Origin of the sequence: Bradyrhizobium sp. ORS 375, from assembly GCF_000239775.1 — a bacterium.
Taxonomy (GTDB): domain Bacteria; phylum Pseudomonadota; class Alphaproteobacteria; order Rhizobiales; family Xanthobacteraceae; genus Bradyrhizobium.
In genome coordinates this window covers 1-18,319 of record NZ_CAFI01000105.1, presented here as the reverse complement: position 1 = coordinate 18,319, position 18,319 = coordinate 1, and the positions used below count along the sequence as shown (strand labels likewise).

Sequence of the window (18,319 nt, the reverse complement as noted above, 5' to 3'; positions counted from 1 at the left end):
ACGCTCGAGATGAGTCTTTCGGCTTCGATCCTCTGCAGCATGGCCTTACCGCCTGCGGTCGCGCAGGGGTACACACAATGTATGCCAGAGACACGCTTAGCGCGAATCGAGTCGAACATCGACGGTTTTTGTCGGAACCGCACTGAAATGGTATTCGAAGATGGCCAGCCGTCATGCTATCTTGATGAACGGATGGTGGCGCTGACTCATCGAATCCTAGATTTCGATCAAGCGTCGTCGCGCGATTACGTGCGAGACGTTGGCGAGCCGACCACAGCTCTGGACGCGGGGGGCGATACCGAGCTGGCGGGGACGGGCGCAGGGGAGCAACAGATGACGTATTGGAAAGCCATCCGTGAGCCGGGATCTGCTCGGCTCCATCTCGTCGCACGCTAGAACGGAACGACGCCCGTGGCCAACTCGGACGAACAGATGTTTGCAGTGCTCGCATCGCTTGAGCAATGCCGCGCGGCCTTGGTCGCGACGGGCAATCGCGAATCCGCGCATTTGATCTCGGTCGCCATCCTCGACCTGCGCATGAAGCTGAACCGTTTGAGCGAGGACGATCTGAAGTCGCTCTGCGATGAGATGGTTCAGTCTGACAATCCGGACAAGCTGCGAGATCCGAAACTGCAGCCGGGCCAGCGTCGTCAGCCGCTCCTGCGAGTCGTTAAGTAGCATAGTTCGTTATGTGCACAAAGGTGCATTTAGCGCATTCGTGATATGCCGTGACAGCAATGTGAGACGGGGAGCAACGTCAGAGGCCCCGACCTCCAAATCGGCGGCCGCGGGCGCAGAGCGGGCGCCGTCTGGCGTCCTCGTTGCCGGATCCCGCGATCCCTGGCAGATGGCACCGAAGCTCCGCTTCGTGACACATCAACCCGCGCCATGCCGCCGTAACTTCGGCGCTTCTGTTGCGTAATCCTCCCATCGGCGGCATGAAGCAGCATGCCCGGGCGTCAGGATGCGCCCAGGGGGACGTCATGAGGACGTAGCGCGGGACTCGCATGATTCAGAACGTATCGATTCCGGCGGCGTTCATCGCCGGCCTGGTGAGCTTCCTGTCGCCATGCGTCCTGCCGCTGGTTCCGCCCTATCTGGTCTATCTCACCGGCGCCACGATCGAGCACATCGAGAGCGAGGAGCCGCCGGCGGCCTCGCGACGCGCGGTGATGATCTCCGCGGCCTTGTTCGTGCTCGGCTTCTCCACCGTGTTCGTGATGCTCGGCGCCAGCGCCTCGCTGATCGGCGGCCTCATCCGCGCCTGGTCGGAGCAGCTGTCGATCCTCGCCGGCATCGTCATCATCGTGATGGGCCTGCACTTCCTCGGCCTGACTCGGATTGCGTTCCTGATGCGCGAGGGGCGGCTGCCGATTCCGAAGCCGGTCGGGCTGTGGGGCGCCTATGTCATGGGCCTTGCCTTCGCCTTCGGCTGGACGCCGTGCATCGGCCCGATCCTGGCGGCGATCCTGTCGATCGCCGCTGCCGAATCCACGGTCGCGAAGGGAGCCGGGCTGCTGGCGATCTACTCCGCCGGGCTCGGCATCCCGTTCCTGGTCGCGGCCTTCATGATCGAGCAGTTCTCGGCGCTCTTCATGCGGATGCGCGGCCACCTCGTCAATGTCGAGCGGGCGATGGGCGTGCTGATGATCGTGACCGGCATCGGCTTCCTCACCGGCGCCGTCTCGACCTTCAGCATCTGGCTGCTCGAGACCTTCCCGGCGCTGCAGAAGTTCGGCTGAGCAGAGCGATCAGTCCTCGAGCTTGCAGGTGATGGTGTAGACGACGCCGGGCGGCAGGAAGTCGACCGTGGCCTCGCCGCCGAGCTGGTCGCGCGCTGACCGCTCGATCAGGCGCGAGCCGAAGCCGCGCTGGATCGGGGCCGACACCACCGGTCCGCCGGTCTCCTGCCAGACCAGCCGCAGCCGCGCCGGCAGCTTCTTGACCGCATCCGCCGGCGTGTACTCCCAGGACAGGTCGACCGTGCCGGTGTCGTTGGACAGCGCGCCATACTTGGCCGCGTTGGTCGCGATCTCATGCACGATCATCGACAGCACCACCGCGAGCCGCGGCGACAGCGGGACCTTCGGGCCGGCGATCCGGATGCGCTCGGGGTTGTTCAGCCGGTAGGGCTTGAGCACGCGGCCGATCACGTCCTCCAACTCCGAGCCCTGCCACTTCTCCTTGCTGAGCAGATTGTGCGCCTCGGCGAGCGCGCCCAGCCGGCCCTCGAACTTCTCGCGCTCGGACCGGCTGGCGCTGCGGAAGGTCTGCACCGCGATCGCCTGCAGGATGGCCAGCGTGTTCTTGACGCGATGGTTGAGCTCCTCGATCAGGAGATCGTGCAGCATCTCGGCGCGCGCGATCGTCGTGGCCATCCGCACCGCGAAGGCCAGCCCGATCGCCAGCATGATGCCGCCGATCAGGCTGGTGATGGCGAGGTTGCGCCACAACGGCGCGACCAGCGAGGTCTCGCTGATGCCGGCGCCGATGATCCAGCCGGTCAGGTTTGAATGCGTGAAGCTCGACAGCAGCGGCTGTCCTTCGAGCGACAGGCTCGACAGGGTCGTCTCGTGCTCGCTCATCATGCGATCATAGACGGTGGGCGAGGCCTGCTTGCCGAAGGTCTCGGCCGCGTTGGGGACCCGCGCGAACACCGTTGCCTTGCGGTCGAGCAGCGACAGCGTCCAGTCGGCATTCGGCCGCTGCTTTTCCAGGATGCTCTGGAACATCTCGATCGGCGGGCTGAACGAGATGTCGTAGATGACCTGGCCGTCGCGCAGCACCGGGACCTCGACGGTGATGATCAGGCTCTTCTTCACGACGCCGTAGAACAGGTCCGAATATTGCGGCTTCCGGGTCTCGAACACGCGTTCGGTGATCCCGCGGTTGCTGCGCAGGGGCAGGTGGGCCGTATCGGTGGTCGCCGACGAGAACAGCTGATGACCCGCGCGGTCCGCAACGAGGATGGTGCCGTCCCTGCCGTATTGCTCGAGAAAGCCCATGGCGATCGGGCGGAAGCGCTCGAAGTCGCCGCTGGTCAAGGCGTCGGTGAGCGCGAGCACCTGGACGCCGCCGGTCATGCGCTGCATCTCCGCATCGAGCGTCAGGCGGATGCTGCGCACCGTCTCGAGCACGCGCTGCCGCGCCTCGCTGCGATCCTGCGTGTAGTTGTGAAAGACGATTCCGCCTGCGAACAGGATCAGCGGCAGCGTCGTCCCTGCGACCAACAGAGCAAGCCGGACCGGCAGGGTGAGCTTTGGCACTGATGCCCCTTGGGGTGCGAATCTCGGTCGCTTGGCAGGATGCCGCCACCGGGCGCGGCGGTTGCGGCCATTGTTTGCAGCGGAAGGATATCAGGCTGGACCGGCAGCGTCCGCAATGGCCCCGCGGCAGCCGCCGTTCACATCGGTGTCAGCATAGGAGAGCGGCGTGCCTCCGCCAAGCGCGGCGGAGCGCTGATCCCCGGTTCCCGGCGCGATTTCGTCCGCGCCAGGACCTTACAAATTGCTCTCGGTGATCGCGGCATAGACCATCGAGCGCAGCTCGCGCCGGATCGGGTAGGCGCTCGACGGCAGCACCTGGGTCATGAAGATCGTGATCAGCTCCTCGGCGGGATCGATCCAGAACGCGGTCGAGGCGGCGCCGCCCCAGGCATATTCTCCGGGACTGCCGGCGATCAGCGTCTTGGCCGGATCCATCGTCACCGAGAACCCCAAACCGAAGCCGATGCCGTTATAGGCCGCCTCCGCAAACATCGAGCGCGACAGCGCCGGCAGGTCGACGCCGCCCGGGAGATGGTTCGAGGTCATCAGCTTCAACGTCTTCGGCCCGAGCAGCCGGACGCCGCCGAGCTCGCCGCCATTGATCAGCGCGCGGCAGAAGGTGAGATAGTCGGCCGTCGTTGCGCACAGGCCGCCGCCGCCGGAGATGAAGTCGGGCGGGCTCAGGAACGTGCTGGCGGCGGGATCGTCCTGCAAGGTCAGGCCGCCCTTGCGGTCGGCGGCATGGAACGACATCATGCCCGCCGGATCGGCCGAGTAGCACGCCGCCAGCCGATGCGCCTTGGATGCAGGGACGTGGAAGTCGGTATCGGCCATGCCCAACGGATCGAAGATGCGCTCCTTCAGGAATTGCTCGAACGGCTTGTCGGCGATCTTGCCGACGAGATAGCCGACCACGTCGGTCGAGACCGAGTAGTTCCAGGCCTCGCCGGGCGAGAACTCCAGCGGAATCTTCGCGAGATCATCGATCATCGACTGCAGCGTGCCGGCCTTCTCGACCGCGCCGATCTTGGCGTCACGATAGGCGGCATCGACGTTGGAGCGCTGCTGGAAGCCGTAGGTCAGCCCTGACGTGTGGCGCAGCAGATCGACGATCAGCATCGGCCGCGTCGGCGGCCGGCTGATGAAGGCCGGCGCCGTGCCGGCGACGAACACGCCCAGGTTCTTCCACTCCGGAATGTATTTCGCGACCGGCTCGTCGAGCGCGACCTTGCCTTCCTCCACCAGCATCATGAAGGCGACCGAGGTGATCGGCTTGGTCATCGAATAGATGCGGTAGATCGTCTGGTCCGTGACCGGCACCCTGCGCTCGACATCGGCATAGCCGAGCGAGCTCTGATGCACGATCTTGCCGCGGCGATAGACCATCAGCTGGGTGCCGGGGAAGCGGCCGGCGTCGATATAGCGCTGCTGCAGATGCGCATCGATGCGATCGAGCGCGGCTTTCGACATGCCGACGGTTTCGGGCGAGGCAGGGGTCGGGGCGAGCATCGGGACGTCTCCGCTGTGATCTTGTTTCTGCGGGCGTGCGCAAGGATCATGCGCACGGCCATTTGTGCGGGTGATAGCCGAAAAACGTCCCACTTCCAATGGCAGGCCAGGGATGCGTCGTATACGCTTCGGACCGGGAGGACTGGCCATGACACAATTCAACGAAGCCGAGCTCACGGACGCCGTCGTCGCCAGCTTCGACGGCACGCCGGACGCGCGCACCAAGCTCCTGCTGCAGGAGCTGGTCAAATCGCTGCACGACTATGTGCGCCGGACGAATGTGACTTTCGATGAGTGGGCCGCCGCCATCGACTTCCTCACCCGCACCGGCCAGACCTGCACCGCGAGCCGGCAGGAATTCATCCTGTTGTCCGACGTGCTCGGCGTGTCGATGCTGGTCGATGCCATCAACCATCGCGACAGGGCAGGGGCGACGGAGACCACCGTGCTCGGCCCGTTCTATGTCGGCGAGCACAGGGTGACGCCCCACGGCACCGACATCTCCGCGGACCTGAAGGGCGAGAAGATGTTCGTCCAGGCCCGCGTGACCGATCTCTCCGGCGCGCCGCTGGCGGGCGCGGCGGTCGACGTCTGGCATGCGGATGATGAAGGCTTCTATGACTCCCAGAGACCCGATTACGCCTCGGACGGCCCATCGTCGCGGGCGCGCTTCATCGCCGACGCGGACGGACGCTTCTTCTTTCGCACCATCCTGCCCTGCAGCTATCCGATTCCCACTGACGGCCCGGTGGGGCAGATGATCGTCAGCACCAGGCGGCATCCGATGCGGCCGGCCCATGTGCACTTCCTGGTCGATGCCAAAGGCCATGAGCCGCTGATCACGCATGTATTCATCGGCGGCGACGCCTATCTCGACAGCGACGTGGTATTTGGCGTCAAGGACGAGCTGATCGCCAAGGTCGAACAGCGCACCGGTCCGGTGATGCCGGATGGCAAGCTCGCTGCCGCGCCCTGGCATCTGATGACCTATGAATTCCGCATGAAGCCGGGGGCCGGCGTCGCGCCCAAGCCGATGCTCGCCAAGACGGCCGAGGAAGCAGCGGAGTAGGTACAGATCGGTCCGCCCACTTCTTGTGCAACGCACAGGAAGTGGGCGAATCGCAAATTTTGCGTGCGGCCGCAGGCCTGCGAATGTCGCGGCCGATTTCGCCAGCCTATTGATTGCTATACGCTTTCTTGCTGTCCGGCGCTTGGCACGAAGCTTGAATAATGAGCTTCGACGCCATCGATGCCGTCTGCGCAAACCCCCATCCGACCTCTGACGCTGCCCCTCCGAGGCACCTCCTCGGCACGCGCCCCTGTGCGCGACGGCGCGGTGTCTTGCGGACGGGCCCTTATCCACCGAGCGCTTTTCAGACAAGGACGACTGCACTCATGACGAAGACCGCCCATCCTGCTCGCTCCTCCGGCCTCAGCCGCCGTCAGATCCTGAAGGCCGGTGCCGGGACCGCGGCGCTGCTCGCGGCCGCGAAGCTGAACCTGCCGGGCGGCGCCTTCGCGCAAGGCGCCGGGCCGGAAGTCACCAGCGCCAAGCTCGGCTTCATCGCGCTCAGCGATGCCGGCCCGCTGTTCGTCGCCAAGGACAAGGGCATCTTCGCCAAATATGGCATGCCCGACGTCGACGTGCAGAAGCAGGCCTCGTGGGGCACCACGCGCGACAACCTCGTGCTGGGCTCCGAGGGCAACGGCATTGACGGCGCGCATATCCTGACGCCGATGCCGTATCTGATCTCCTCCGGCAAGGTGACGCAGAACAACCAGCCGACGCCGATGTACATCCTGGCGCGGCTCAATCTCGATGCGCAGTGCATCTCGGTCGCCAAGGAATATGCCGACCTCAAGCTCGGCCTCGACACTGCGCCGTTCAAGGCCGCGCTCGAGAAGAAGAAGGCCTCGGGCAAGGCCGTGAAGGCCGCGATGACCTTCCCCGGTGGCACCCACGATCTGTGGATCCGCTACTGGCTCGCCGCCGGCGGCATCGATCCGGACAAGGACATCGAGACCATCGTGGTGCCGCCGCCGCAGATGGTGGCGAACATGAAGGTCGGCACCATGGACTGCTTCTGCGTCGGCGAGCCCTGGAATGCGCAGCTCGTCAACCAGGGCATCGGCTACACCGCCGTGACCACTGGTGAGATCTGGAACAAGCATCCCGAAAAGTCCTTCGCGATGCGCGCCGCCTTCGTCGACAAATATCCCAAGGCCGCGAAGGCGCTCACCATGGCGGTGATGGAGGCGCAGCAGTGGTGCGACAAGATGGAGAACAAGCAGGAGCTTGCGACCATCATGGCCAAACGGCAGTGGATGAACTGCCCGGTCGACGACGTCGCCGGACGCACCGCCGGCAAGTTCGACTACGGCACCGGCAAGGTGGTCGAGAACTCGCCGCACATCATGAAGTACTGGCGCGATTTCGCCTCCTATCCGTTCCAGAGCCACGACCTCTGGTTCATCACCGAGGACATCCGGTGGGGCAAGTACGAGGCCGGCTTCGACGCCAAGTCGCTGATCGCCAAGGTCAACCGCGAGGATATCTGGCGCGAGGCGGCCAAGGAGCTGAACGTTCCGGCCGCGGAGATCCCGACCTCCAAGTCGCGCGGCAAGGAGACGTTCTTCGACGGCAAGGTGTTCGACCCCGAAGATCCCGCCGCCTATCTGAAGTCGCTGTCGATTAAGCGCATCGACGCCTGATCAGGACCTTAGCCCGCGCGCGGCAAACGCGCGCGGCTCCTCTCATTGCACGGAGAAAGACTTCCGATGTCCATGCCAGCGTTGACCAATGACAGCGTGCCCAAGGTTGTCCCGACTGCATCAGCATCCGCCACGGCGTCGGTGGTGACGATGACCCCGAAGCAGCCGCCGAAGGCCGAGCGTTATGTGAAGATGGCCCGCGAGGCCGCGGTGCGCGTGGTGCCGCCGCTGATCGTGCTGGCGCTGTTCCTGATCGTCTGGGAGCTGTTGTGCCGCCGCGCCGGCTCGGCGCTGCCGCCGCCGTCGCGCGTGTTTTCGGACACGCGTGAGCTGATCTTCGATCCGTTCTTCGATCATGGCGGCATCGACAAGGGCCTGTTCTGGCACCTCGAGGCGAGTCTCCGCCGCGTCGCGATCGGTTATGCGATCGCCGCCGTCGTCGGCGTCGCCTTGGGCACCCTGATCGGCCAGTCGGTCTGGGCGATGCGCGGGCTCGATCCGATCTTCCAGGTGCTGCGCACGATCCCGCCGCTCGCCTGGCTGCCGCTGTCGCTCGCCGCGTTCCGCGACGGCCAGCCCTCGGCGATCTTCGTCATCTTCATCACCTCGGTGTGGCCGATCATCATCAACACCGCGGTCGGCATCCGCAACATCCCACAGGACTACCGCAACGTTGCCGCGGTGGTGCAGCTCAATCCGCTGGAGTTCTTCGCCAAGATCATGATCCCGGCGGCGGCGCCCTACATCTTCACCGGCCTGCGCATCGGCATCGGCCTGTCCTGGCTCGCCATCGTCGCGGCGGAGATGCTGATCGGCGGCGTCGGCATCGGCTTCTTCATCTGGGATGCGTGGAATTCCTCGCATATCAGCGAGATCATCCTGGCGCTGTTCTATGTCGGCATCATCGGCTTCGTGCTCGACCGCCTGATCGCGGTCGTCGGCAAGGTCGTCACCCGCGGCACCGCGACGAACTGAGAGGGACAGCACCATGGCCTATCTGAAGCTCGACCACGTCGACAAGGTCTTCACCCGCGGCGCAGCGACGACCGAGGTCCTGAAGGACATCAACCTGACGATCGAGAAGGGCGAATACGTCTCGATCATTGGCCATTCCGGCTGTGGCAAGTCGACGATGCTCAATATCGTCGCCGGCCTCACCACCGCGACCACCGGCGGCGTGCTGCTGGAGGAGCGCGAGGTGAACTCGCCGGGACCGGACCGCGCCGTCGTGTTCCAGAACCACAGCCTGCTGCCCTGGCTCACGGTCTATGAGAACGTGCGGCTCGGCGTCGACAAAGTCTTCGCCAAGACCAAGACCCGCGCCGAGCGCGACGCCTGGACCATGCACAATCTCAACCTCGTGCAGATGGCCCACGCCAAGGACAAGCGTCCGAACGAGATCTCCGGCGGCATGAAGCAGCGCGTCGGCATTGCGCGCGCGCTCGCCATGGAGCCGAAGGTGCTCTTGCTCGACGAGCCGTTCGGCGCGCTCGACGCGCTGACGCGGGCGCATCTGCAGGACTCGGTGATGGCACTGCATCAGAAGCTCGGCAACACGATCCTGATGATCACTCACGACGTCGACGAGGCCGTGCTGCTGTCGGATCGCATCGTGATGATGACCAACGGCCCGAGCGCGCATATCGGCGAGGTGCTGGAGGTGGCGCTGCCGCGTCCGCGCAAGCGGCTCGAGCTCGCGACCAATCCGACCTACGTGAAGTGCCGTCAGCGCGTGCTCGAATTCCTTTACGAGCGGCATCGCTTCGTCGAGGCGGCGTGACGATCGAAGGCGGAGGGCGGATCGAACCGCTCTCCGCCCCCGGCGACTAACGGGTTCTCGTTTCATCATAAGGATTTCCCATGACGCCGTCTCAGATCGCATTGGTTCAGGAGAGTTTTGCCAAGGTCGCGCCGATCTCCGATCACGCCGCGACGATCTTCTACGGCCGCCTGTTCGAAATTGCGCCGCAGGTGCGCGCGATGTTTCCCGACGATCTCACCGAACAGCGCAAGAAGCTGATGGCTACCCTGGCTGTCGTCGTGAACGGACTTTCGAACCTGCCTGCGATCCTGCCGGCGGCGAGCGCGCTGGCCAAGCGTCACGTGAATTACAACGCCAAACCCGAGCACTATCCCGTGGTCGGCGCGGCGCTGCTGTGGACTCTCGAGAAGGGGCTGGGTGAAGCCTGGACGCCCGAGGTCGCTGACGCCTGGACGGCGGCCTATGGCACGCTATCGAGCTTCATGATCGCGGAAGCCTATGGCAATGCACAGGCAGCGGAGTAGGTCATTTGAGTGAGCCGCTCGTCATCGTCGGCAACGGCATGGCCGCCGCGAAGCTGGTCGAGGAGCTGTCGCACACGGCGCTCGGCCGCTACGCGATTGCCGTGATCGGCGAGGAGCCGCGACTCGCCTATAACCGCGTGCTGCTGTCGTCGGTGCTGGCCGGCGAGGCGGCCTCGCACGAGATCGAGCTGAAGCCCGCCGCCTGGTGGCGCGAGCGCGGCGTGACCTTGAAGTACGGCGCGCGCGTTACCGGCATCGATGTCGGCCGCCGCGAGCTGCAGATCGAGAACGATGAGAACGTGGCGTTCTCGCGTCTGGTGCTCGCCACCGGCTCACTGCCGCTGCGCCTGCCGGTGCCCGGCGCCGATCTCCCGGGCGTCCACACCTTCCGCGATAGCCGTGATACCGACGTGCTGCTGAGCCTCGCCGCGAAGAAGGCGCGCGTGGTGGTCGTTGGTGGCGGACTGCTCGGGCTGGAGGCCGCCTATGGTCTCGCGCGCGCCGGAGCCACCGTGACGCTGCTGCACCTGATGGATCGCTTGATGGAGCGTCAGCTCGATGCGCCGGCGGCCGCGCTCTTGAAGGTGTTGGTCGAGCGCAAGGGCATCGAGGTACTTCTTCAGGCCAGTACGGCGGCGATCCATGGCGAGGCGCGTGTCGAAAGCGTCGAGCTCGCCGATGGACGGCGCATCGCCGCCGACGCCGTGATCTTTGCCGCCGGCATCAAGCCCAATGTCGCGCTCGCGAAGCAGGCGGGGCTTGCCGTCAATCGCGGCATCGTCGTCGACGACGCGATGCAGACCTCGGCGCCCGGCATCTTCGCGCTCGGTGAATGCGCCGAGCATCGCGGCACCTGCTACGGGCTGGTGGAGCCCGCCTATGAGCAGGCGAAGGTGCTGGCGCGGCATCTGGCCGGCCGCAAGTCCAGTTATGGCGGAAGTGTCGTCTCGACCAATCTGAAGGTCTCCGGCGTCGCGGTGTTTTCCGCCGGTGACTTCATCGGTGCGGAAGGCAGCGAGGCGATCGTCCTCAACGATGCCAGACGTGGCATCTACAAGAAGCTGGTGATCGCTGCTGGCCGTCTCACCGGCGCCGTGCTGATCGGCGACACCCAGGATGCGCTCTGGTATCGCGACCTGATCCGCAGGAATGAACCGATCGTATCGATCCGGACCGAGATGATGTTCGGCCGCGTGGGGACGCGGGCGGCGTGAGAGGGGGCCTCGCACGATGACGAGTGTTGATCCGAAATTGCGTACGGTGCGAACCGCCTGTCCTTACTGTGGCGTCGGCTGCGGCGTGCTCGCCACGCCTGACGGCAGCGGCGGCGCGGCCATCTCGGGCGATCCCGTGCACCCCGCCAATCTCGGCCGGCTCTGCTCGAAGGGCTCGGCGCTCGGCGAGACGCTCGGGCTCGACAATCGGCTGCTGTATCCGATGATCCGCTGCAAGCATGGCATGGAGCGGGTGGCCTGGAGCGATGCACTGGATCACGTCGCAAGCCGGCTGAAGCACATTGTCGCCCGCGACGGCGAGGACGCGGTCGCGTTCTATCTCTCCGGCCAGATGCTGACCGAGGATTATTACGTCGCCAACAAGCTGATGAAGGGTTTTCTCGGCTCGGCCAATGTCGACACCAATTCGCGGCTGTGCATGGCGTCCTCGGTCGCCGGCCATCGCCGCGCCTTCGGCGCCGACACCGTGCCGGGCACCTATGAGGATCTCGACCAGGCCGATCTGCTGGTGTTCGTCGGCAGCAATGCCGCCTGGTGCCACCCGGTGCTGTACCAGCGCATGCTGGCGAACAAGCAGGCCCGCGGCGCGAAGTTCGTGGTCATCGATCCCCGCCGCACCGACACGTCGAGCGAGGCGGACCTGTTTCTCGGCCTGAAGCCCGGCACTGATGCCGCGCTATTCTCCGGCCTGCTGGTGCATCTCGCCGACGCCGGCGCGCTCGATCGCGACTACATTGCGCGCCACACCCTGGGCTTCGACGACACGCTCGCGCGCGCCCGCAATCTCGCCGGCAGCGCCGCTGCGACCGCGCTCGCCACCGGCCTGTCGGAAGCCGATGTCGCCGCCTTCTTCAAGCTGTTCCGCGACACGCCCAAGGTGGTCACGCTGTATTCCCAAGGTGTCAACCAGTCGGCGCAGGGCACCGACAAGGTCAACGCGATCCTCAACTGTCATCTCGCCACGGCGCGCATCGGCAAGCCGGGCACGGGGCCGTTCTCGCTGACCGGCCAGCCCAATGCGATGGGCGGCCGCGAGGTCGGCGGGCTCGCCAACCAGCTTGCGGCTCACATGAACTTCACGCCGCCGGATATCGACCGCGTCCGCCGCTTCTGGAAGGCCTCCGACATCGCCACTCACGAGGGGCTCAAGGCGGTGCAGATGTTCGAGGCGATCGCGCGCGGCCAGATCAAGGCCTTGTGGGTGATCGGCACCAACCCCGCGGTGTCGCTGCCCGACGCCGATCTGGTGCGTGCGGCGCTGAAGAAGCTCGAGCTGTTCGTCGTCTCCGAGAACGTTCGCTCCAACGACACCGTCGACGTTGGCGCGCATGTGCTGTTGCCGGCGCAGGCCTGGGGCGAGAAGTCGGGCACCGTCACCAATTCCGAGCGGCGCATCTCACGACAGCGCGCCTTCCTGCCGCCGGCCGGCGAAGCCAAGCCGGACTGGTGGATGCTGAGCGAGGTCGGCAAGCGGCTCGGTCACGCCGCCGCGTTCAGCTACACCTCCGCCGCGGATGTGTTCCGCGAGCACGCCGCGCTGTCGGCGTTCGAGAACGACGACAGCCGCGATTTCGACATCGGTGGTCTGGCGACGCTGTCGGATGAGGAATACGAGTCGATGGCGCCGGTGCAATGGCCGGTGCGCGCCGGCAAGCCGCCGTCGCCGCGCTTCTTCGCCGACGGCGCCTTCTACGCCCACGACCGCAAGGCGCGCTTCGTCGCGCCGGAGGTGCCGGCGCTGCGGAGCGAGACCACGGCTGCGCGGCCCTTGCGGCTGAACACCGGGCGCATCCGCGACCAGTGGCACACGATGACCCGCACCGGCCTCAGCCCGCGTCTCGGATCGCATCTGCCGGAGCCGTTCGTCGAGGTGCATCCGGACGACGCGCTGCGTTACGGCCTGATGCCGGACGGTTTCGCCAAGGTGACGACCGAGCACGGCCAGTGCATTCTGAAAGTGGTCGTCAGCGAGCGCCAGCAGCGCAGCATGCTGTTCGCGCCGATCCACTGGAACGCGAGCAACTCCTCGCACGGCCGCGTCGGCGCGCTGGTCGCCGCGCATACCGACCCGTTCTCCGGCCAGCCCGAGGCCAAGGCGACGCCGGCCGCGATCTCACCTTACGAGTACGTCTTCCGCGGCTTCATCCTGTCGCGCACCGAGCTGTCGCTGCCGTCCAACCTGTGGTGGGTGCGTGCGACGGTGCAAGGCGGCTTCGGTTATCTGTTCGCCGACAATGGCGACCTCATGCGGTGGCCGGCCTGGCTGAAGGCGCGCGCCACCGATGATGTCGCCGACTACATGGATGTCGGCGGCGGCGTCTATCGCGCGGCATCCTTCGACGGCGACCGCATCGAGACCTGTCTGTTCGTCGGCCCCGGCCATGACGCCGGCGATTGGAACGTCGTGAAGACGATGTTCGCGGCCGACCGCCTCGATGACGAGCAGCGCCGCATGCTGCTGTCAGGCCGCGCGCCGGAGGGCGCCAGTGGCGGCCCGATCGTCTGCGCCTGCTTCGGCGTCGGCCGCGACACCATCTGCGAGGCCATCGCCGCCGGCGCCCGCACGCCCGCCGCCATCGGCGCGCGGATCAAGGCCGGCACCAATTGCGGCTCCTGCATCCCCGAGATGAAGCGGCTGATCGCGCAGGTGCCGGCGCAGGCGGCTGATGCAGTGAAAGTGGCGAGCTAGTGCCACCACGACCGTCATTCCGGGGCGACGCGCCAGCGTCGAACCCGGAATCTCGAGATTGGTTTGCACTGATTCATGTCCACCGCATCGAGATTCCGGGTTCGAGGCCTGCGGCCTCGCCCCGGAATGACGGGCGTGAGGAGGGCGCGCGCAGCGCAAGAGTGACGGGGCCTGGGCAATCGACGCCATCCCCGCCGTCCTCTATGCTCGCCGCCATGAAGCACAAGACATTCGGAACCGGCGGTGCCGGCGTCTCGGTGATCGGGCAGGGCACCTGGTATCTCGACCACGCCGACCGCAGGCGCGCCATCACCACGTTGCAGCACGGGCTCGACCGTGGCATGACGCATATCGACACCGCGGAGATGTATGGCGACGCCGAGCTCGTCATTGCCGAGGCGATCGCGGGCCGGCGCGATGAGGTGTTCCTGGTCTCAAAAGTGCTGCCGAGCAACGCTTCCCGCAAGGGCACCATCACCGCCTGCGAGCGCTCGCTGAAGCGGCTGAAGACGGATCGCCTCGATTGCTATTTGCTGCATTGGCCCGGCTCCTATCCGCTCGAGGACACCGCCGCCGCATTCGAGGAGCTGAAAGCCGCCGGCAAGATCGCCTCTTGGGGTGTCAGCAATTTCGACGTCGACGATCTCGACGAGCTGCTGGATGTCGCAGGCCCCGGCAAGATCGCCTGCAACCAGGTGCTCTACCATCTGCAGGAGCGCGCCATCGAGCACGCAGTCATCCCGTGGTGCGGCCAGCATGGCGTCGCCGTGGTCGCGTATTCGCCGTTCGGTCACGATGATTTCCCCGAGCCGCGCAGTCCCGGCGGCGAGGTATTACGGCGCATTGCAGAGCAGCATAACGCCACGCCACGCCAGATCGCGCTCGCCTTCCTGACGCGCGCCGCGTCGCTGCTCGCGATTCCCAAGGCTTCCCGGCCGGAGCATGCGGAGGAGAACGCCGCCGCCGGCGACATCGAGCTGACCGCCGCCGACATCGCCGCGATCGACCGCGCCTTCCCGCGCGGGCCGAAGCCGCGGGGCCTGCCGATGCTGTAGTGCAGCATCACGGACAATTACGGATGTTTGCTACTCCGGCGCGTGGCCAGCGCATAGATGCTGCCCGCTTTCAACGGGTTGTCGCGGCGGCGTGATTGGCGTTTTGTCGCCTCTCACCGAATCGTTCTGCTTCAACCTTTCGAGTTCGACCGTGACCCCGCCCCCGAGTGCGGCAGCCGCCGCGCGGCTCGACGACATGCCGACCTCCCTGCAGGAGAAGCCGAAGGATGCGCACAAGCGCGCCCCCGCGCGCGCCGACCGGCCGTTCCGCGGCATCGCGCTGATCCTGCTGTCGACCGTGTTCCTCGGCACCTCGGACGTCACCGCGAAATATCTCTCCAAGACGCTGCCCTCGATCGAGATCACCTGGATCCGCTTCGTGGTGTTCGCGATGATCATGGTGCCGGCGATGATCCCGGGCTCGCCGCTGTTTGCGATGCGCACCGAGCGGCTGAAGTTCCATCTGCTGCGCGGCGTCGCGCTGCTCGGCTCGTCGCTGATGTTCATCACCGGTTTACGCTATCTGCCGATCGCGGAAGCCTCCGCCACCGGCTTCGTCGCGCCGCTGTTCGTCACCGCGCTGTCGATCGTCTTCCTCAGCGAGAAGGTCGGCCTGCGCCGCTGGATCGCAACCGCGGTCGGCCTGTTCGGCGTGCTGATCATTCTCCGTCCCGGCACCGGCGCCTTCCATCTCGCTGCGCTGTTTCCGATCGCCTCGGCCTTCGCCTGGGCCTGCACCCTGATCATGACGCGCATGATGAGCGGCCGCGAGCACGCCATCACCATCATGACCTATTCGTCGATCGCCGGCGTCTGCATGCTGTCGATGATGGTGCCGTTCGTGTGGGTCACGCCGTCCTGGCAGGACATCGGCTTCGGCGTGCTGGTCGGAATCGCCTCGACCATGGGGCAGTGGATCGTCGTGCTCGCCTTCCGCTATGCCGACGCCTCGGTGCTGGCGCCGTTCTCCTACACCCAGCTGCTATGGGTCAGCATCCTCGGCTTCCTGGTGTTCGGCGAACTGCCGGATGTCTGGACCATCGTCGGCGCCGCCTTCATCGTGTCCAGCGGCCTCTACACCGCCCACCGCGAGCGCGTCCGCCGCTCGCAGCTGCTGCAGGTCGCCGGCGAGAGCTCGCCGAATCCGTGAAGGGACCTCGCCGTCATTCCGGGGCGAGGCCGAAGGCCTCGAACCCGGAATCTCGCGCTTGTCTTGCTCCCGCGCCTCATCTCGGGATTCCGGGTTCAAGGCCTATGGCCTTGCCCCGGAATGACGGAGCGTGTGGCTTGGAGTTGGCTCCGGCCGATGCTACCTCTGCTCCCCGAGCAACAAGAACAATGGGGAGCACGCCGCCATGATCGATCTGACGCCCGAGACCGTATTGCCCGACGACGGCACCAGCGGCACGCTGGTCGGCCGTGTCTGGCGGCCCGATGTCGACGGCCCGGCCGTGGTCGCCGTGCGCGATGACGGCGTGTTCGACGTCACCTCCGCTTTTCCCACCGTCACCGCGCTGTGCGAGCACGACGATCCGGCGGCCACCCTGGGCGCGATGAAGGGCGAGCGCATCGGCGATCTCGCCGCCATCCTCGCCAACACGGCGCCGGACCGCCGCGATCCGGCAAAACCGTGGCTGCTGGCCCCGGTCGATCTGCAGGTGCTCAAGGCCGCCGGCGTCACCTTCGCGATCTCGATGCTGGAGCGCGTCATCGAGGAGCGCGCGCGCGGCAATCCGGCCTCGGCCGAGGCGATCCGGACAGAGGTGGTGCGTCTGGTCGGCGACGATTTCTCCAAGCTCAAGCCGGGCTCCGACCAGGCGATGCACCTCAAGCAGGTGCTGATCGAGCAGAACGCCTGGAGCCAGTATCTGGAGGTCGGCATCGGCCCCGACGCCGAGGTCTTCACCAAGGCACCGACCTTGTCATCGGTCGGCACCGGCATGGATGCCGGGCTGCATCCGAAATCGACCTGGAACAATCCGGAGCCGGAGGTCGTGCTGATCGTGTCGAGCCGCGGCGCCATCGTCGGCGCGACGCTCGGCAACGACGTCAATCTGCGCGATTTCGAGGGCCGCTCGGCGCTGCTCTTGTCCAAGGCCAAGGACAACAACGCCTCCTGCGCGATCGGCCCCTTGCTGCGCCTGTTCGACAAGAGCTTTTCGCTCGACGACGTCAGGAAGATGGATGTCGCGCTCAACGTCACCGGCAGCGACGGCTTCGTGCTCGACGGCCATTCCTCGATCTCGAAGATCAGCCGAGACCCGACCGATCTCGTCGCCCAGACCATCGGCGCCGTGCATCAATACCCCGACGGCTTCGCGCTGTTCCTCGGCACCATGTTCGCCCCCGTCAAGGACCGCGACGCGCCGGGCCAGGGTTTTACGCACAAGCGTGACGACATCGTCACCATCTCCGCGCCCCAGCTCGGCCGCCTCGTCAACCGCATGCGCAACAGCGACGAATGCGAGCCATGGACTTTCGGGGTGGGCGCGCTGATGCGCAGCCTCGCACGGCGCAAGCTGATCTGAGGTGCGACGGCTTCCACAAACTCGGTGTCATTCCGGGGCGCGCGAAAGCGCGAGCCCAGAATCCATACGCCGCAGCGCGCGTGAGAAATAGCCTAGGACGTCTCATAGCACTCAGTCGTCATCGCCCGGCTTGACCGGGCGATCCAGTACGCCGCGGCCTGAATGGGTCCACCGAGAGGCCGCGGCGTACTGGATCCCCGCTTTCGCGGGGATGACCGCGGTGGTCTTGGAGCCTTCTGAACCCAAATCCATGCCACGCGGCGGTCCTCGACGGCAGGGGCGCTTCACACATGCCCCGAGGCCATCTGCCCGGCGGCGCGCCGCGGGCGCTCCTGCACTTGCGCGGTGTCGCCCAGCGCGCGGTCGCGGACCAGCGACAGCGCGTGGTCGCGTTCGGCGGCGGCGCTGCGGCGGGGCTCGGGGCGGCGCGGGGCGAGATCGTCCTCGATCGGATCCTTCGGCACCAGCGACAGCGCGCGCTCGAACGGATCGAGCGAGCCGTCGCGGCTCTTGCCGCTCTCTTGCCTCGGCTCCGGCTCGGGCGGCCGCCGCGCCACCAGCGTCTTGATGCGGCCGATCAGGCCGGACGGCGCCTCCGGCGGCGCGGAGTCGAACGGATCGGCGTAGAACGTCGCGCCGGCCTTCTCGACCATGCCGGCGAGCGCCGTCACCATGCGCGGCGAGCCGCAGGCATAGACGACATCAGTGGACGTCAGCGTCGGCATGTGCGGCTCGATACGGCCGGTGCGGATCGACGGATGATTGATCGGGCCTTCCTCCACGGTCGGAACAATCGTGACGTTCGGCAGCCGCGCCAGCTGCGCCAGGATCGGCGTCATGTAGAGCTGCGGCAGTTTCTTCGCGCCGGCGATGATCACCATCGGACGGCTGCGGTTCTCGCGTAGCGCCATCGCCGCGATCGCCCAGATTGGCGCGAAGCCGGTGCCGCTGCCGGCGAGGACGAGCCGCCCGGCGCCGCCCGGACGCAGGAAGGCATGGCCATACGGCCCCTGGATGCGCAGCCGGTGGCCGGGGCGGA

The 18,319-nt window shown here is 66.3% G+C and carries 15 protein-coding genes; 12 read left to right on the top strand and 3 right to left on the bottom strand.

The features are described from left to right. Nucleotides 1–432 precede the first annotated feature (432 nt). Complete coding sequence (locus BRAO375_RS09065) at nt 433–678, top strand: hypothetical protein (RefSeq protein WP_009027164.1); 246 nt, start codon at nt 433–435, stop codon at nt 676–678. A 329-nt stretch (nt 679–1,007) separates the two neighbouring features. After that, a complete protein-coding gene (locus tag BRAO375_RS09060; RefSeq protein ID WP_009027163.1) occupies nt 1,008–1,742 on the top strand; it encodes a cytochrome c biogenesis CcdA family protein in 735 nt (244 codons plus the stop codon). 9 nt (nt 1,743–1,751) lie between these two features. Here the strand turns inward: BRAO375_RS09060 and BRAO375_RS09055 are convergent, their stop codons facing one another. Together BRAO375_RS09055 and BRAO375_RS09050 are read right to left on the bottom strand one after the other, a co-directional pair. Beyond that, on the bottom strand, nt 1,752–3,266 hold the full coding sequence (locus BRAO375_RS09055; RefSeq protein WP_009027162.1) for a sensor histidine kinase: 1,515 nt from the start codon (nt 3,264–3,266) through the stop codon (nt 1,752–1,754). A 234-nt stretch (nt 3,267–3,500) separates the two neighbouring features. Beyond that, on the bottom strand, nt 3,501–4,775 hold the full coding sequence (locus BRAO375_RS09050; RefSeq protein ID WP_009027161.1) for a serine hydrolase domain-containing protein: 1,275 nt from the start codon (nt 4,773–4,775) through the stop codon (nt 3,501–3,503). Nucleotides 4,776–4,923: 148 nt separating this feature from the next. Between BRAO375_RS09050 and BRAO375_RS09045 the strand changes: the two genes are divergently transcribed. The 10 genes from BRAO375_RS09045 (at nt 4,924) to BRAO375_RS09000 (ending at nt 17,280) form a co-directional block, all read left to right on the top strand. After that, nucleotides 4,924–5,844, top strand: coding sequence for a dioxygenase family protein (locus tag BRAO375_RS09045; protein WP_009027160.1), 921 nt, complete (start codon nt 4,924–4,926; stop codon nt 5,842–5,844). A 326-nt stretch (nt 5,845–6,170) separates the two neighbouring features. Beyond that, nucleotides 6,171–7,487: a CmpA/NrtA family ABC transporter substrate-binding protein gene (locus tag BRAO375_RS09040; protein ID WP_009027159.1), complete on the top strand. Its 1,317-nt coding sequence runs from the start codon at nt 6,171–6,173 to the stop codon at nt 7,485–7,487. 66 nt (nt 7,488–7,553) lie between these two features. Next, a complete protein-coding gene (gene ntrB, locus BRAO375_RS09035; RefSeq protein WP_009027158.1) occupies nt 7,554–8,462 on the top strand; it encodes a nitrate ABC transporter permease in 909 nt (302 codons plus the stop codon). A 13-nt stretch (nt 8,463–8,475) separates the two neighbouring features. Beyond that, complete coding sequence (locus BRAO375_RS09030) at nt 8,476–9,267, top strand: ABC transporter ATP-binding protein (protein WP_009027157.1); 792 nt, start codon at nt 8,476–8,478, stop codon at nt 9,265–9,267. An 80-nt stretch (nt 9,268–9,347) separates the two neighbouring features. Further along, the gene (locus BRAO375_RS09025) at nt 9,348–9,773 is read left to right on the top strand and encodes a globin family protein (protein WP_035639701.1); all 426 of its coding nucleotides are present in this window, start codon (nt 9,348–9,350) and stop codon (nt 9,771–9,773) included. Nucleotides 9,774–9,778: 5 nt separating this feature from the next. Continuing rightward, nucleotides 9,779–10,987, top strand: a complete 1,209-nt coding sequence (locus tag BRAO375_RS09020) for an NAD(P)/FAD-dependent oxidoreductase (RefSeq protein ID WP_052536077.1) — start codon at nt 9,779–9,781, stop codon at nt 10,985–10,987. A 16-nt stretch (nt 10,988–11,003) separates the two neighbouring features. After that, on the top strand, nt 11,004–13,697 hold the full coding sequence (locus BRAO375_RS09015; protein WP_009027154.1) for a nitrate reductase: 2,694 nt from the start codon (nt 11,004–11,006) through the stop codon (nt 13,695–13,697). Between the two features lie 215 nt (nt 13,698–13,912). Continuing rightward, a complete protein-coding gene (locus BRAO375_RS09010) occupies nt 13,913–14,752 on the top strand; it encodes an aldo/keto reductase (RefSeq protein WP_009027153.1) in 840 nt (279 codons plus the stop codon). Nucleotides 14,753–14,948: 196 nt separating this feature from the next. Then, nucleotides 14,949–15,902: a DMT family transporter gene (locus BRAO375_RS09005; RefSeq protein WP_009027152.1), complete on the top strand. Its 954-nt coding sequence runs from the start codon at nt 14,949–14,951 to the stop codon at nt 15,900–15,902. Between the two features lie 205 nt (nt 15,903–16,107). Next, on the top strand, nt 16,108–17,280 hold the full coding sequence (locus tag BRAO375_RS09000) for a fumarylacetoacetate hydrolase family protein (protein ID WP_009027151.1): 1,173 nt from the start codon (nt 16,108–16,110) through the stop codon (nt 17,278–17,280). Nucleotides 17,281–17,564: 284 nt separating this feature from the next. Here BRAO375_RS09000 and BRAO375_RS08995 read toward each other — a convergent pair. Continuing rightward, the coding region (locus BRAO375_RS08995; RefSeq protein WP_035639698.1) for a ferredoxin--NAD(+) reductase at nt 17,565–18,319 on the bottom strand (755 nt) is incomplete at its 5' end.

What these genes read in the sequence shown, in the direction of transcription:
- BRAO375_RS09010 (WP_009027153.1), top strand. Translation starts at nt 13,913, where the DNA reads ATGAAGCACAAGACATTCGGAACCGGCGGTGCCGGCGTCTCGGTGATC.
- BRAO375_RS09045 (WP_009027160.1), top strand. Translation starts at nt 4,924, where the DNA reads ATGACACAATTCAACGAAGCCGAGCTCACGGACGCCGTCGTCGCCAGC.
- BRAO375_RS09050 (WP_009027161.1), bottom strand. Translation starts at nt 4,775, where the DNA reads ATGCTCGCCCCGACCCCTGCCTCGCCCGAAACCGTCGGCATGTCGAAA.
- BRAO375_RS09000 (WP_009027151.1), top strand. Translation starts at nt 16,108, where the DNA reads ATGATCGATCTGACGCCCGAGACCGTATTGCCCGACGACGGCACCAGC.
- ntrB (WP_009027158.1), top strand. Translation starts at nt 7,554, where the DNA reads ATGTCCATGCCAGCGTTGACCAATGACAGCGTGCCCAAGGTTGTCCCG.
- BRAO375_RS09005 (WP_009027152.1), top strand. Translation starts at nt 14,949, where the DNA reads ATGCCGACCTCCCTGCAGGAGAAGCCGAAGGATGCGCACAAGCGCGCC.
- BRAO375_RS09030 (WP_009027157.1), top strand. Translation starts at nt 8,476, where the DNA reads ATGGCCTATCTGAAGCTCGACCACGTCGACAAGGTCTTCACCCGCGGC.
- BRAO375_RS09015 (WP_009027154.1), top strand. Translation starts at nt 11,004, where the DNA reads ATGACGAGTGTTGATCCGAAATTGCGTACGGTGCGAACCGCCTGTCCT.
- BRAO375_RS09025 (WP_035639701.1), top strand. Translation starts at nt 9,348, where the DNA reads ATGACGCCGTCTCAGATCGCATTGGTTCAGGAGAGTTTTGCCAAGGTC.
- BRAO375_RS09040 (WP_009027159.1), top strand. Translation starts at nt 6,171, where the DNA reads ATGACGAAGACCGCCCATCCTGCTCGCTCCTCCGGCCTCAGCCGCCGT.
- BRAO375_RS09060 (WP_009027163.1), top strand. Translation starts at nt 1,008, where the DNA reads ATGATTCAGAACGTATCGATTCCGGCGGCGTTCATCGCCGGCCTGGTG.
- BRAO375_RS09065 (WP_009027164.1), top strand. Translation starts at nt 433, where the DNA reads ATGTTTGCAGTGCTCGCATCGCTTGAGCAATGCCGCGCGGCCTTGGTC.